We start from the raw sequence: 14325 nt of genomic DNA on the forward strand, positions 1-14325 counted from the left end.
GGACACCATCCCAGGCGGCGGAGAAGTGCGCTCTCGGCGTGCCCGCGGGCGGAGCAGTGGCCCGCCTTGAGAAGTCCGAGCTGGGCGGCCGTGACGCTCATTTGACGCTCGTTCTGATGGGGTGTCAGGTGTTTCTCGATGCAGGTAGGGGGCTGTCTGTCGCGGCACCAGCAGTGGAGAGATCCCTTCTTGAAGTCCTCTGCCTTGCGCCCCTCGGCCCGTGGTTCTGTGACCAAATGGGCCTTTTCTCTGCGAAGACACCCAAGCACAGTCACGCACGCGCCCACCACTGACGCTAGCCTCGGGCTTTCACGAGGTGGGGTGTCCGAGGCTTGATCAAATAGGCGGAGAGTTCCCCTGACCTGCAACGATGGGACTTGTCTAGGGTCCTGTTGGCTGCACGGAAAGAAGCACTCTCCAGGTGAAGAAGCGTATCGGGTCGTACCCGCGTGTCCGCATCGAGGGCGGCGGCCGGGCGGTGGTCTCGCAGGCCGGGAGCGTGCTGCTGGTCGAGACCGTCCGCAAGACCGGGCTGGACGAGGCGATATCAGCGGCGCTGACGCCGTGGCGGAAGGCTCGGGCGGTGCACGATCCGGGCAAGATCCTGCTGGACGTTGCCCTGGCGGTCGCGTTGGGCGGGGACTGTCTCTCGGATGTCGGCATGCTGCGGGCCGAGCCGGCCGTGTGCGGGCCGGTGGCCTCCGACCCGACGGTCTCCCGCTTCATCGACACCCTCGCAGCCTCCGGGGAGAAAGTCCTGCGGGCCATCCGTGCCGCGCGGGCTGAAGTCCGCCAACATGTCTGGCGGTTGGCCGACCGGACAGCGCCTGATGCGGGCGGGACGGTGACCGTGGACCTCGACGGGGTGCTGGTGATCGCGCACTCGGCCAAGGAGGACGCCACACCCACGTGGAAGCGAACCTACGGCCACCACCCTCTGATGGGGTTCGTCGACCACGGACCGGGCGGCACGGGTGAACCGGTCGGGGCCCTGCTCAGACCAGGCAACGCGGGATCGAACACAGCCACAGACCGCATCACCGCCGCCCAACTGGCCTTGGCCCAGCTATCGAAGAAGTACAGGCGCGGGCGCCGGACCCTGATCCGCACCGACTCCGCGGGCGGCACCCACGACTTCGTCGCCTGGCTCGCCCAGCGGGGACGGTGGCTGTCCTACTCGGTCGGCATGGTGATCACCGAGGTGACCCACCAGCATGTGCTGATGGTTCCGGCATCGGCCTGGACGGCGGCCGTCGAGACGGACGGCGCGATCCGCGACGGCGCCTGGGTCGCCGAACTCACCGGCGACGTCCTGGACGGCTGGCCCAAGGGCATGCGGCTGATCTGCGCCACAAGAGCGACGCGGGGCTTGGCCGTTGGAGAGGGCGCTGCGAGTCCGCGACGTGATCAGCCCGCGAAACCGGATAGCCGTCGTAGTCGGTCTGGGGTGCGGACTCCGCCAGGGCGAGGTGTTCGGGCTGAGCCCGGAGGACATCGACTACGTGCGAGGCGTCCTCCACGTCCGCCGCCAAATCCAGGCGATCAGAGGAAGGCTGTACTTCACCCTGCCGAAGGGAGCCAAGACCCGTACGGTCGACATGCCCTCCTCGGTGGCCGAGGAGTTGAAGCGCCATGTCGACGCGTTCCCGCCAGTGGAGGTGGAGCTTCCGTGGGGGAAGCCGGAGGGGCAGGGGAGGAAGTTCTCCCTGCTGCTCACCACACGACTCGGCAACGCTGTCGCGGTGAACACGTGGAACACCTATACGTGGAAGCCCGCGTTGGCCGAGGCCGGCATCATCCCGCCGCGCGCCAAGGGAGCGAAACCGTGGCAGTGGGCGGCGGCCCCGAAGGACGGCTTCCACGTGCTGCGGCACACCTATGCCTCGATCATGCTGGAGGCCGGAGAGTCCGTCGTGACCTTGGCGCGGTGGCTCGGGCACTCCTCGCCCGCGATCACCCTCGGTTACTATGCTCACTTCATGCCGGAGGCCGGAAGCAAGGGGCGCACTGCCATCGACGGACTGCTGGGGAAGCAGGGAGAACCGCATGCCATTCGAAACTCCCCAGATTCTCCCCAGGGCCGTTGACGGGCGATTCCCGCTGCTGCCGCCTCTCCGAAGCTTGTCGTGGATTGCAAGGCTGAAGAGACGGGTGGCCCAGGAGAATGTTGAAAGAGGTCACCGCGACCCGCTACATCACGCCCCTGCGCGAGGGCGGTTCGCTGCCGGGACTCGTCGAGGCCGACGACCTCGGGACCTACGTCCTGAAGTTCACCGGCGCGGGACAGGGCCGCAAGACACTCGTCGCCGAAGTGGTCTGCGGGGAACTCGCCCGCCGACTGGGGCTGCGCATGCCGCGCCTGGTCACGGTCCAGCTCGACGCGGAGCTGGGGCTCGGTGAACCCGACGAGCAGGTGCAGAGCCTGCTCCGCTCCAGCGGCGGCACCAACCTCGGCATGGACTTCCTCTCCGGCGCGCTCGGCTTCGACCCGCTCGCCTTCCCGGTGGACGCGGAGGAGGCCGGACGGGTGGTCTGGTTCGACGCGCTGATCAACAACGTCGACCGGTCCTGGCGCAACCCCAACCTCCTGAGGTGGCGGGGCGAGTTGTGGCTCGTCGACCACGGCGCGACGATGATCTGGCACCACAACTGGCCCGGTGTGGAGGCCTCCGCCGCCCGCCCGTACGACGCCTCCGACCACGCGCTCGCGCCCTTCGCGCCCGACGTCGCCTCTGCCGCCGCCGCGTTGGCGCCCCTGGTCACCGAGGAACTGCTCGCCGAGGTGACCGCGCAGATCCCGGACGCCTGGCTCACGGACGAACCGGGTTTCGCCACTCCGGACGACCTGAGGCAGGCCTACGCGCGACCGCTGCTCGCCCGGGCCGCCGTCATCCACGACCGCATCCAGGGGCTCATGTGAACGACCGGCACATCATCAGGGGCGGCCCCCGGGACCGCCACGTCTACGAGTACGCCGTCCTGCGCGTCGTCCCGCGCGTCGAACGCGGCGAGTGCATCAACGCCGGGGTCCTCGTCTACTGCCGCGCCGAGGCCTACGTCGGTGCCCGCACCCACCTCGACGAGACCCGCCTGCTGGCCCTCGACCCCCGGGCCGACGTGGCCGGGGTCCGGGCCGCCCTGCGAGCCGTGGAAGGGCTGTGCGCGGGTGGGAGCGCGGCCGGCCAGGCGGCCTCCGACGACCCGGGCCGCCGCTTCCGCTGGCTCGTCGCCCCCCGCTCCACGATCGTCCAGCCCGGCCCCGTCCACACGGGCCTGACCACGGACCCTGCGGCGGAGCCCGAGCGTTTGCTGGATCTGCTGGTGCGGTGACGGGCACCCGGCCCGCCCGTAATCGCCGTCAGCGCCGGCGGCGTTCACGGGGAAACCGGCGGCGACCGCGGCCCCGCCGCGAAGGCCGGACCGATCCCGACGTCCCAGTCGCCCGGCCCCGAGGCCACCACGCCCCCGACTCCGCCTCGCACGCCCCTGGTCGCAGCGCCGGTCGGAGTCGCGGTGACGGGAGTGGAGGGACTGACCGGGGGACGGGCGGAAGGACCGGGCGGCGGGGTGGTGGGGAAGATGGCACCGGGGCGGGCCAACGCCTCCCACGCGATGCCGTCGTCAGGGCCCTGATCCTCGTCGAGTCTGGCAGTCCCCAGGTCCTGTCGGGGCCTGAGTTGGGGTCGATCGGCGGCACGACCGCGGCGATCGCGAACAGCGTGCCGATGGCACCGGGGCGACGGCGCATGGAACGCCTACCTTCCGGTCACGGGTGGCTCGCGCTCCGACGTCAGGGGCCGAGGGGCGTGGCGGCGCGCGAACCGTAGGCCGATCGGGTGTCCCGGAGGACGCCGCCGGGCAGGGTGGGGCCGGGTGATGGATCACATGCCGCCTGTGGCCGTTGACACCGCGTGCCAGGGCTTCTAGCGTCACCCTCACTGAAGGTACTAAGCGGTCGCTCACCTGAGGAGTAGCAGTCATGTCCACCACTGACCAGCGGGTTGCCGTCGTGACCGGTGCCGCGCGCGGCATCGGTGCCGCCACCGCCGTACGACTGGCCGCCGAAGGCCGCGCGGTCGCCGTTCTCGACCTCGACGAGGCGGCCTGCAAGGACACCGTCGAGAAGATCACCGCCGCGGGCGGCAGGGCCCTCGCGGTCGGCTGCGACGTCTCGGACGAGGCCCAGGTCGAAGCGGCCGTCGCTCGGATCGCCGAGGAGCTCGGCGCACCGACGATCCTGGTCAACAACGCGGGCGTGCTGCGCGACAACCTCCTGTTCAAGATGAGCGTCTCCGACTGGGACACCGTCATGAACGTGCACCTGCGCGGCGCCTTCCTGATGTCCAAGGCCTGCCAGAAGCACATGGTGGACGCGGGCTTCGGCCGGATCGTCAACCTGTCCTCGTCGTCCGCGCTCGGCAACCGCGGTCAGGTGAACTACTCGGCCGCAAAGGCGGGCCTGCAGGGCTTCACCAAGACCCTCGCCAAGGAGCTCGGCAAGTTCGGCGTCACCGCCAACTCCGTCGCCCCCGGCTTCATCGCCACCGAGATGACCAAGGCGACCGCCGACCGGGTCGGCATGGGCTTCGAGGACTTCAAGGCCGCCGCCGCCACCCAGATCCCGGTGGCGCGGGTCGGCGAGCCGGAGGACATCGCCAACGCCATCGCCTTCTTCACCGGCGAGGCGGCCGGGTTCGTCTCCGGCCAGGTGCTGTACGTGGCCGGCGGACCGCTCGACTAAAGGACGAAGAACATGACTTCCGTGGAACTCTCCGGCAAGGTCGCCCTCGTGACGGGCGCCAGCCGCGGCATCGGCTACGGCGTGGCCGAGGCGCTGGTCGCGCGCGGTGACCGCGTGTGCATCACCGGACGCAACGAGGACGCCCTCAAGGAGGCCGTCGAGCAGCTCGGTTCCGACCGCGTGATCCACGTGGCGGGCAAGGCGCACGACGAGGCCCACCAGGCCGTCGCCGTCGAGCGCGCGATGGAGGCCTTCGGCCGCGTCGACTACCTGGTCAACAACGCCGGCACCAACCCGGTGTTCGGGCCGATCGCCGACCTCGACCTGAACGTCGCCCGCAAGGTCTTCGAGACCAATGTCGTCTCGGCGCTCGGCTTCGCCCAGCGGACCTGGCACGCCTGGCAGAAGGACAACGGCGGCGCGATCGTCAACATCGCCTCCGTCGCGGGCCTGTCGCCCTCGCCGTTCATCGGCGCGTACGGCGTCAGCAAGGCCGCGATGATCAACCTGACCGTGCAGCTCGCGCACGAGTTCGCGCCCAAGGTACGGGTCAACGCGATCGCCCCGGCGGTCGTGAAGACCAAGTTCGCCCAGGCCCTGTACGAGGGCCGCGAGGAGGAGGCCGCCGCGGCCTACCCGCTGGGACGGCTCGGCGTGCCCTCCGACATCGGGGGCGCGGCGGCGTTCCTCACCTCCGAGCAGTCCGATTGGGTCACCGGTCAGACGCTCGTCGTGGACGGCGGCATCTTCCTCAACGCCGGAACCGGCTGACAATGCCCGAACGGGACGAAAACGCCTGAACAGGACTAGAAAGCACGAACCGGCCTGACCGCGCCTGAACGAGGCCGGCAACGCCGCAACCGGCCGACGAGCATCACGCACACCGCTCGGCACGGGCGCCCGTCCACACGGACGGCGCCCGTGCCGATGCAAAGACACCGCAAAGCCCGATGACAACGTCGTCAAAGGTTTATCGATCAAGAGGTCATGTCCCGGGGAGGGTCAGCGGGCGCGGCACTGCGGTATGGTCTGCCGACCCTTGGTAGGGCAGATCGAGGAGCGTGCGCGTGTTCAACCGGAATCGATGCCTGCGGCGGGTGGCGGCCATCGCGTCCATATCGTCCCTGCTCGCCGGATGCGGCGTGCTGTCGTCCGACACCCCGGAGGACGAAGGACCGATCGTCGTGGGCACCACCAGTGCGCCCAGCACGCTCGACCCTGCCGCTTCGTGGGACAGCTCCTGGGAGCTGTTCCGCAACATTTACCAAACACTCCTGAGCTATCCGACCGGTGCGAGCGAGCCCCAGCCGGACGCCGCCGAGAGCTGCGGCTTCAGCGACTCCTCGAACCAGGTGTACCGGTGCGAGCTGCGCGAGGGCCTGAAGTTCTCCAACGGCGACGCGCTGGACGCGCAGGCCGTGAAGCACTCGTTCGACCGGATCCGCAAGATCAACGTCAACGGCGGCCCCGCCGGTCTGCTGGGCAGCCTGGAGCGGGTGCAGGCGTCGAACGACCGTGAGGTGGTCTTCCACCTCAACAAGCCGGACTCCACCTTCCCGTTCGTGCTCGCCACCCCCGCCATGTCGATCGTGTCCCCGGAGGCCTACCCGGCGGACGGCCTGCGCGAGGACGGCGACGTGGTCGGGTCCGGGCCGTACACCCTTGACTCGTACTCCGACGGCAAGGAAGCCGTTCTCGTCCGCAACGACGCCTACAAGGGGTACGCGGAGCGCCGGAACGACGCCGTGACCGTCCGGTACTTCCAGGACTCCGGCGCCATGGTGAAGGCCCTGCGGGACGAGAAGATCGACGTGACGTACCGCGGTCTGGCCGCCGGTGACGTCGTCGAGCTCCAGAGCAAGACCTCCAAGGACGAGGAGATCCAGCTCGTCGAGGGCACCGGCACCGACATCAACTACCTGGTGTTCAACCCGAAGGACCCCTGGGCGAACAAGAAGGCCGTGCGCCAGGCCATCGCACAGGTCGTCGACCGGGCGGCGATCGCCCACAAGGTCTACAAGGACACCGTCGACCCGCTGTACTCCATGGTCCCCAAGGGCCTCACGGGCCACACCACGGGCTTCTTCGACGACTACGGCGACCCGGACGAGGCCAAGGCCCGGAAGATCCTCACCGAGGCCGGCATCACCCAGCGCGTCCCACTCACCTTCTGGTACACGAGCGACCGCTACGGCTCCGAGACCGCCGCCGAGTTCAAGGAGCTCAAGCGCCAGCTGGAGGACTCCGGGCTGTTCTCCATCAGCCTCAAGAGCCGCCCCTGGAAGACGTACGTCGAGGGGTACCAGAAGGGCGAGTACCCGGTGTTCGGACGCGGTTGGTTCCCCGACTTCCCGGACGCCGAGAACTTCATCGCGCCGTTCGTCGGTGAGCAGAACGCCCTCGGCACGCCCTACCGGGCGCCCGAGATCACCGGTGATCTGCTGCCCCGTTCGCGCCGGGAGAGCGACCGCGCCAAGGTGGAGAAGGAGTTCGAGGCGGCCCAGCGGATGCTCGTGGACGACGTCCGGCTGCTGCCGCTGTGGCAGGGCCGGCAGTACGTGGCGGCGAGCCGGGACGTCTCGGGTGCCGAGCGGGCCATGGACCCGTCGACGATCATGATGATGTGGGAGCTGCACCGCAAGACCGCCTGGTAGGCGGGCCGGCGCCGGGCGTTCCCGGGCACGTTGTCAGTGGTCGCCTGTAGGTTCTGTGGCCTGAAGTGACCGCACATCGTGAGGACGTTGACGTGACCGACATCGCCATGCTGCCCGAGTCCTGGCGCGGGGTTCTGGGTGACGAGCTGCAGCAGCCCTGGTTCAAGGAGCTGACGGAGTTCGTCGAGGAGGAGCGGGCGAAGGGTCCCGTCCATCCGCCGCGCGAGGAGGTCTTCGCCGCGCTGGACGCCACGCCGTACGAGGGGGTCAAGGTCCTGATCCTCGGTCAGGACCCCTACCACGGCGAAGGGCAGGGCCACGGCCTGTGCTTCTCGGTCCGGCCGGGCGTGCGGATCCCGCCGTCCCTGCGCAACATCTACAAGGAGATGCACCAGGAGCTGGGCACGCCGATCCCGGACAACGGCTATCTGATGCCGTGGGCCGAGCAGGGCGTGCTGCTGCTCAACGCGGTCCTCACGGTCCGGGGCGGCGAGGCCAACTCGCACAAGGGGCGGGGCTGGGAGAAGTTCACCGACGCCGTGATCCGGGCCGTGGCCGAGCGGCCCGACCCGGCGGTCTTCGTGCTGTGGGGCAACTACGCGCAGAAGAAGCTCCCGCTGATCGACGAGTCCCGGCACGCGGTGGTCAAGGGCGCGCATCCCTCGCCCCTGTCGGCGAAGAAGTTCTTCGGCTCGCGTCCCTTCACCCAGATCAACGAGGCGGTGGCGGCGCAGGGCCACACCCCGATCGACTGGACGATTCCGAACCTGGGCTGAGGGACCGGCCGGACGGCCGTGACGTCACCGGGGGTCTCCGGAGCCGCCTGAGCCGGATCGCCCCCGGCTGCGGTTAGCGTCGGCGGGAACAGCCGGCGAGTGCGCGGAGGGCGTCGTGGCGGAGCGACAGGGGCAGGCGGCGCCGGACGCCGTGCTGACACGGATCGGGCAGGTCGTGATGCTGCACCACGCGGGGGACCGGGAGGAGGCCCGGCACCGGTTGCTCGGCCTGTGGGCGGAGATCGGCGAGCACGGCGACCCGCTGCACCGCTGCACCCTCGCCCACTACCTGGCCGACACCCAGGACGACCCGGCGGACGAACTGGCCTGGGACCTGCGCGCGTTGACGGCTGCCGAGGAGGCCAGGGAGGAGGCCTTCGCGGTGACGGCGGTGACGGCGCTCTACCCTTCCCTGCACGTGAACCTGGCGGACGACTACCTCAGACTCGGGCGCGACGATGCCGCCCGCACGCATCTGCGCTGGGCCCGGGACGCCGCCACCGCCCTCGCCGACGACAGCTACGGCGACGGTGTGTGGGCGGCCATCGGACGGCTGGAGTCCCGGCTGGGGGAGGGCGGCCCGGGGGCGTGGACACCGCCGCGGCAGCGGCCCTGACGGCGGCAGGTCAGCGCCCGTACGTGTCGCGGCAGATCCTCGCCTCCGGGCTGTCCGTCCGCCAGCCCCCGTAGCGTCTGCCCAGCGCGCACACGTCCGAGCTGTTCGGAACGCTCTTCTCGACGTCCTGCCGTACCGCCTCCGGCACGTCCGGGACTGCGGCGTGCGACCGCCGGGGGGCGCGCGGGGCGGGCTCGGGGCGTTGCGGACGCATCGGGTGCGGTCGGACATCACGGTCACCGGGCCCCGGCCGGGCGCGCTCCGGCGAGGCCGCCGGCGGCGTCGCCGGCCGGGGCGCCGAAACGGCCGGCTCGGGGCGACGGGACGCCTCTTCGATGAGTTGCAGGGCCTCACGGGCCGGTGCCTGCACGATCTGGGTCTCCGCCTCCCCCTCCGGCCGCGGCGCCGACGGCCGGGACGGTGCCGCCGAGGGCCCCGGCGCGGGGGGATGCGGGACCGTCGTACAGCCGGTGAGGGCCGAGACCGCCACGGTCACCAGGAGCGTCGCTGTGGTCGTCGTTCGATGCACCCGCGCAACTCTGGTGCGTCCGGCCCGAGATGGGGCCGCGGACCGGCGGAGGATGCCCCGGACGGGTGATCTCGCGCCCCGTACGGAGGTCGCGCACGGGACGGGGGTGACGTGCGGTGACACGCGTGACCGGTGGCTCGGGCGAGGTCAGTCGCCGGTCGCGCCGTCGATGCGCTCGCGGATCAGGTCCGCGTGGCCGTTGTGCCGCGCGTACTCCTCGATCATGTGGGTGTAGAGCCACCGCAGGTTGTACCGCTCGCCGGTGCGCCGGTGCTTGCCCTCGCTGATGTCGTCGAGACCGAAGCGGGCCGCGTTGCGGCGGGCCGTGTCGATCTCGGCCTGCCAGGTCGCCTGCGTCTCCTGCCAGGTGTCCGCCTCGGTGAGACGGAACTTGTCCGGGTCCTCGGCGCTCCAGTAGATCGGCTGCGCGTCCTCGCCCGTCAGCACCCGGCGGAACCAGCTCCGTTCGACGTCCGCCATGTGCCGCACCAACCCCAGCAGGGACAGGTCGGAGGGCTCGACGGCCGCTGACCTGAGCTGCTCGTCGCTCAGCCCTTCGCACTTCCAGGCGAGCGTCTGGCGGTGGAAGTCGAGCCAGCCCTCCAGCATGGTGCGTTCGTCGGCCGTGCTGGCGGGGATGCTGCGTTCGTTCGTCATGAACGCATCCTCTCCGGGCAGCCTCTGACGCGCCACGAGGTTTTCAGCCCCCCAGCATGCCCTCCAGCAGTTCCCGCACCCCGGCCCGCACGTCCTCCAGGCTCGGCACCTCGGCACCGAAGGACCCCGCCACGCAGCTGAACATCAGCCCGTCCGCCCAGGCGATCAGCGACAGGGTGTGCCGGGCCGGGTCCGTCGAGCCCAGACCGGTCACCAGGGCCGCGAGCTGGTCCCGGAAACGGGCGCCGGCGGCGTCGAAGTAGGCCCGCAGCTCGGGGCGGCGCGTGGCTTCCAGGGCCAGTTCGTAGCGGGCGAGGGTGAGGGTGCGGTTACCCGTCAGGGCCCGGTGGGTCGCCAGGGCCAGCGCGTCCGCCAGGGGGCCGGCCCCGGCCCGGGGGTCCGGCATCTCGTGCAGCCCCAGCACCCGCGCCTCACGGTCGGCCAGGCGCCGCACCGCCAGTTCCAGCAGGGCCTGCCGGGTCCGCGCGAGGTTGGAGGTGGACCCCTGCGGGAGCCCGGCCGCCTCGTCGACGGCCCGGTGCGTGAGGCCGCGCATTCCGCGCTCGGCGAGCAGGGCGAGGGAGGTGTCGGCGACGAGATCGGAGCGGGCGGGGCCGGCGGTGCGTACGGACATGGGCCTCACGCTACCCGCTCTACTACATCTGTAGTAACGTCGATGATGTCACTACAGGTGTAGTCGAACAGCAGGAGGAGCCATGGCACAGCCGAGTCGGGCCGTCGTGATCGGCGGCGGGATCGGAGGCCTGACCGCGGCGGTCGCCCTGCACCGGCGCGGCCTGCGGGTCACCGTGCTGGAGCGGGCCCGCTCGCTGGCTCCGGTCGGCGCTGCGATCTCCCTCGCGCCCAACGCTCTGCGCGCACTGGACGTCATCGGCCTCGGCGACGAGATCCGCACCCTCGCCGCCTGGTCGGGGGACGGCGGCCTGCGCTCCCCGGGCGGGCGGTGGTTGTTCCGCTCCTCCGCCGAGGCCGCAGCCGAGCGCTTCGGCGGCCCGCTCGTCCTGCTGCACCGCGCCACCCTGATCGAGCGTCTCGCCGGCCTTCTCCCGGCGGACGCCGTCCGCACGGACGCCGCGGCGGCCCTCGCCGACAGTGGCGGCCCGGGCCGGGCGGCCCGCGTCACGACCGCCGACGGTGAGATCGAAGCCGACCTGGTGGTCGGTGCGGACGGAGTCCGCTCCGCGGTGCGCGGTGCGCTCTTCCCCCGCCACCCGGGGACCGTCTACTCCGGCTTCACCACCTGGCGGGTCGTGATCCCCCTCCCCGGCGCGCGGTTCGCCTCGCACGAGACCTGGGGCCGAGGCCGTATCTGGGGCACCCACCCGCTCAAGGACGGCCGCGTCTACGCCTACGCCGCCGCCCTGGCCCCCGCCGGCGGCCGGGCGCCCGACGACGAGAAGTCCGAACTGCTGCGCCGCTTCGGGGACTGGCACGACCCGATCCCCGCCGTGCTCGCCGCCATCCGCCCCGAGGACGTCCTGCGCCACGACGTCCACCGCGTCGCCGAGCCCCTGCCCGCCTACCACCAGGGCCGGGTCGCCCTGCTCGGCGACGCCGCGCACGCCATGCCCCCCAGCCTCGGCCAGGGCGGCAACCAGGCGATCGAGGACGCGATCGTGCTCGCCCACCACTGCGACGACCTCGCCGCCTACACCGCCGCCCGGCTGCCGCGGACGACCGCCATCGGACGCCGGGCCGTCACGGCGGCCCGGCTCAGCCTCATGAGCGGCCGGGCCGGGACCGCCCTGCGCGACACGGCCGTGACCGCACTGTCGAAGGCCGGACCCGCCCTGCTCCTGCGCGGCTTCGACGGCATCGCCGACTGGGCGCCACCACAGCGGCCGTATGCTTCCGAACAGACCCCGGCAGGCAACCGTTAGAGGAGATCATCCCGTGAAGGTCGGCTGCATCGGACTCGGCGACATCGCGCAGAAGGCCTACCTTCCGGTCCTCGCCTTCCGGCCCGGGGTCGAACTGCACCTGCAGACCCGCACGCCCGCCACGCTCGACCGGGTCGCCGACGGCCTCCACCTCCCGCCGGAGCGGCGGCACACCACCTTCGACTCCCTGCTCGCGGCGGGCCTCGACGCGGCCTTCGTGCACGCGCCCACACTCGTGCACCCGGAGATCGTGACGCGGCTGCTGGAGGCGGGCGTACCGACGTACGTCGACAAGCCGCTCGCCTACCGAATCGACGACTCCGCGCGGCTGGTGGCACTCGCCGAGGAGCGGGACGTGAGCCTCGCGGTCGGCTTCAACCGGCGCCACGCCCCCGGCTACACGCAGTGCGCGGACCATCCGCGCGAGCTGATCCTGATGCAGAAGAACCGCATCGGGCTGCCGGAGGAACCCCGCTCGATGATCCTCGACGACTTCATCCACGTCGTGGACACCCTGCGGTTCCTGGTGCCCGGCGAGATCGACGACGTGACCGTGCGCGCCCGCGTCCAGGACGGGCTGCTGCACCACGTGGTGCTCCAGCTCGCCGGGGACGGCTTCACCGCGCTCGGCGTGATGAACCGGCTCAGCGGCTCCGCCGAGGAGATCCTCGAGGTGTCCGGGCAGGACACCAAACGGCAGGTCGTCAACCTCGCCGAGGTCGTCGACCACAAGGGTCAGCCGACCGTGCGGCGGCGGGGGGACTGGGTGCCGGTGGCCCGGCAGCGCGGGATCGAGCAGGCGGTGCTCGCGTTCCTGGACGCCGTCCGGGCGGGCAAGGTGCTCAGCGCCCGGGACGCGCTGGCGACCCATGAACTGTGCGAACGGGTGGTACGCGCGGTTCAGGAGCGGACCGCCTGAGCCGCAGGGTCCGAGCGCCCGCACCGGCCGCCCACAGGGCGAGGACCAGCATCGCCGCGTGCACCGTCCAGTCGCCGTGGCGGACATAGGGCGTGGTGCCGTGGGAGAGGGGGAGCTCGTAGACCTGTGCGGCGGAGGCGTCCGTGCCGAGCCACGATCCGACACGCTGCCCGTCCGGGCCGTAGACGGCGGAGACACCCGTGAGGGTCGCGTGCACCATGGGACGGCCGGTCTCGGCGGCGCGCAGCGCGGCGAGCGACGCGTGCTGCCCGGGAGCCCAGCTGTGCTGGAAGGTGGAGGTCGACGACTGGCCGATCAGCACGTCCACGCCCTCCCGGGTCAGGTGACGGGTCATGTCGGGGAACGCCGTCTCGAAGCACACCAGCGGGCCGACGCGCAGACCGTCGCCCAGGTTCATCACGACCGGCTGCGAGCCGCGCCGGCGGTCCTCACCCGCGGCCTTGCCGACGGAGGTGGCCCAGCCGAGCAGGGAGCGGGCCGGGATGTACTCGCCGAAGGGCACGAGCCGCATCTTGTCGTAGCGCTCGCCGGTCAGGCCGTCGGGGCCCACCAGGACGGAACTCTTGTAGATGCCGGGCTTGTCGGAGCGCCTGGCGTCCACGTTGACCAGGATGTCGGCGCCGGTCGCGCGGGACAGGGCAGCGAGCCGCCGGGCCGGGCCGGGGCGGTCCCGGAGGTCGAAGCCGACACTGCTCTCGCCCCAGACGATCAGATCGAGGTCCTCACCGGCGAGCCGGCGGGTCAGCTGCTCCTCGCGGGCGAACCGGCTGTCCGCGCCGACGACGACGCCCGGCTGCACGACGGCGATCCGGATCTGGCCGTCGACGGCGGGGCGGGGTGAGAACGTCCAGGCGGCGGAGGTGGCGGTGGCCGTGACGACCAGACCGGCGACCGCGGGCACCCGGGCCCGGCGGACCGCGAGAAGGACGGCCACGGCGACGTTCACGGCCACGAGCAGGTAGCTGAGCAGCCACACCCCGCCGACCGAGGCGAGCCGCAGCGCGGGCTCGACCTGCCACTGAGTGCTGCCGAGCATGCCCCAGGGGCCGCCGAGGCCCTGCCAGGAGCGGACCAGCTCGGCGGCCAGCCAGCCCGACGGCAGCACCAGGAGCGCCACCGCCACCTGGCTCCGGGACCGGATCGCTCCCAGAAGACGGCGCACCAGCCACCCCCAGGGGGCCCACAGCGCGCCGAGGAGGGCGGCGAGGACGATCGTGAACACGTTCAGGCTCGGCAACAGCCAGTGGTGCATGGCGAGCATGAAGCCGAAACCGCCGCACCAGCCCTCGTACACGGCCCGCTTCCCGGTCGGCGCGGTGCGCAGCAGCAGCAGCCAGGGGACCAGGGCGGCGTAGGCCCACCACCACAGGGACGGCGCGGGGAAGGCGAGCACGGGGAGGGCGCCCGCCATCGCCGCGGCCGCCGAGCGGCGCCAGGGGGAGGTGAGCCAGTGGCCGAGCGTCTTCATAGGCGCCTCCTACCCGCCGGTGCCTCCAGTGTGCCCCCCACCC

14 protein-coding genes and 1 pseudogene are annotated in these 14325 nt (G+C 71.5%); 11 read left to right on the forward strand and 4 right to left on the reverse strand.

What is annotated here, in order from left to right; genetic code table 11:
• Positions 1-421 precede the first annotated feature (421 nt).
• The 9 genes and pseudogenes from QNO09_RS15725 to QNO09_RS15765 all read left to right on the forward strand — a co-directional run.
• Positions 422-1345, forward strand: a pseudogene (locus QNO09_RS15725) (IS1380 family transposase); the annotation flags it as partial.
• A gap of 58 nt (positions 1346-1403) precedes the next feature.
• Positions 1404-2087 carry a site-specific integrase gene (locus QNO09_RS15730; protein WP_283970803.1) on the forward strand — a complete coding sequence of 228 codons (684 nt, stop codon included), beginning with the start codon at positions 1404-1406 and terminating at the stop codon, positions 2085-2087.
• A gap of 77 nt (positions 2088-2164) precedes the next feature.
• Entirely contained in the window at positions 2165-2920 is a 756-nt protein-coding gene (locus QNO09_RS15735) for a HipA family kinase (RefSeq protein ID WP_283970804.1), read from the forward strand.
• On the forward strand, positions 2917-3330 hold the full coding sequence (locus QNO09_RS15740; RefSeq protein WP_283970805.1) for a DUF3037 domain-containing protein: 414 nt from the start codon (positions 2917-2919) through the stop codon (positions 3328-3330). Before QNO09_RS15735 ends, QNO09_RS15740 begins: the two co-directional genes overlap by 4 nt.
• Positions 3331-3979: 649 nt before the next feature.
• Positions 3980-4741, forward strand: coding sequence for a 3-oxoacyl-ACP reductase FabG (gene fabG / locus QNO09_RS15745; RefSeq protein WP_283970806.1), 762 nt, complete (start codon positions 3980-3982; stop codon positions 4739-4741).
• Positions 4742-4753: 12 nt separating this feature from the next.
• Positions 4754-5512: an SDR family oxidoreductase gene (locus QNO09_RS15750; protein WP_283970807.1), complete on the forward strand. Its 759-nt coding sequence runs from the start codon at positions 4754-4756 to the stop codon at positions 5510-5512.
• A gap of 296 nt (positions 5513-5808) precedes the next feature.
• Positions 5809-7395, forward strand: coding sequence for an ABC transporter substrate-binding protein (locus tag QNO09_RS15755; protein WP_283970808.1), 1587 nt, complete (start codon positions 5809-5811; stop codon positions 7393-7395).
• Positions 7396-7487: 92 nt separating this feature from the next.
• Positions 7488-8171: a uracil-DNA glycosylase gene (locus QNO09_RS15760; RefSeq protein ID WP_283970809.1), complete on the forward strand. Its 684-nt coding sequence runs from the start codon at positions 7488-7490 to the stop codon at positions 8169-8171.
• A gap of 115 nt (positions 8172-8286) precedes the next feature.
• The gene (locus QNO09_RS15765) at positions 8287-8787 is read left to right on the forward strand and encodes a hypothetical protein (protein ID WP_283970810.1); all 501 of its coding nucleotides are present in this window, start codon (positions 8287-8289) and stop codon (positions 8785-8787) included.
• Between the two features lie 10 nt (positions 8788-8797).
• Here the strand turns inward: QNO09_RS15765 and QNO09_RS15770 are convergent, their stop codons facing one another.
• The 3 genes from QNO09_RS15770 to QNO09_RS15780 form a co-directional block, all read right to left on the reverse strand.
• Positions 8798-9316, reverse strand: coding sequence for a hypothetical protein (locus QNO09_RS15770; RefSeq protein ID WP_283970811.1), 519 nt, complete (start codon positions 9314-9316; stop codon positions 8798-8800).
• A 147-nt stretch (positions 9317-9463) separates the two neighbouring features.
• Positions 9464-9973 carry a DinB family protein gene (locus tag QNO09_RS15775; RefSeq protein WP_283970812.1) on the reverse strand — a complete coding sequence of 170 codons (510 nt, stop codon included), beginning with the start codon at positions 9971-9973 and terminating at the stop codon, positions 9464-9466.
• A gap of 43 nt (positions 9974-10016) precedes the next feature.
• Complete coding sequence (locus QNO09_RS15780; RefSeq protein ID WP_283970813.1) at positions 10017-10607, reverse strand: TetR/AcrR family transcriptional regulator; 591 nt, start codon at positions 10605-10607, stop codon at positions 10017-10019.
• Positions 10608-10689: 82 nt separating this feature from the next.
• Between QNO09_RS15780 and QNO09_RS15785 the strand changes: the two genes are divergently transcribed.
• Positions 10690-11874, forward strand: a complete 1185-nt coding sequence (locus QNO09_RS15785; RefSeq protein ID WP_283970814.1) for an FAD-dependent monooxygenase — start codon at positions 10690-10692, stop codon at positions 11872-11874.
• Positions 11875-11887: 13 nt separating this feature from the next.
• The gene (locus QNO09_RS15790) at positions 11888-12793 is read left to right on the forward strand and encodes a Gfo/Idh/MocA family protein (RefSeq protein ID WP_283970815.1); all 906 of its coding nucleotides are present in this window, start codon (positions 11888-11890) and stop codon (positions 12791-12793) included.
• Here QNO09_RS15790 and lnt read toward each other — a convergent pair.
• Complete coding sequence (gene lnt / locus QNO09_RS15795) at positions 12717-14282, reverse strand: apolipoprotein N-acyltransferase (protein WP_283970816.1); 1566 nt, start codon at positions 14280-14282, stop codon at positions 12717-12719. The genes QNO09_RS15790 and lnt overlap by 77 nt on opposite strands.
• Positions 14283-14325 lie beyond the last annotated feature (43 nt).

Source organism: Streptomyces sp. 378 (assembly GCF_030124145.1).
GTDB lineage: Bacteria > Actinomycetota > Actinomycetes > Streptomycetales > Streptomycetaceae > Streptomyces.

What these genes read in the sequence shown, in the direction of transcription:
- QNO09_RS15735 (WP_283970804.1), top strand. Translation starts at nt 2,165, where the DNA reads ATGTTGAAAGAGGTCACCGCGACCCGCTACATCACGCCCCTGCGCGAG.
- fabG (WP_283970806.1), top strand. Translation starts at nt 3,980, where the DNA reads ATGTCCACCACTGACCAGCGGGTTGCCGTCGTGACCGGTGCCGCGCGC.
- QNO09_RS15750 (WP_283970807.1), top strand. Translation starts at nt 4,754, where the DNA reads ATGACTTCCGTGGAACTCTCCGGCAAGGTCGCCCTCGTGACGGGCGCC.
- QNO09_RS15775 (WP_283970812.1), bottom strand. Translation starts at nt 9,973, where the DNA reads ATGACGAACGAACGCAGCATCCCCGCCAGCACGGCCGACGAACGCACC.
- QNO09_RS15780 (WP_283970813.1), bottom strand. Translation starts at nt 10,607, where the DNA reads ATGTCCGTACGCACCGCCGGCCCCGCCCGCTCCGATCTCGTCGCCGAC.
- QNO09_RS15785 (WP_283970814.1), top strand. Translation starts at nt 10,690, where the DNA reads ATGGCACAGCCGAGTCGGGCCGTCGTGATCGGCGGCGGGATCGGAGGC.
- lnt (WP_283970816.1), bottom strand. Translation starts at nt 14,282, where the DNA reads ATGAAGACGCTCGGCCACTGGCTCACCTCCCCCTGGCGCCGCTCGGCG.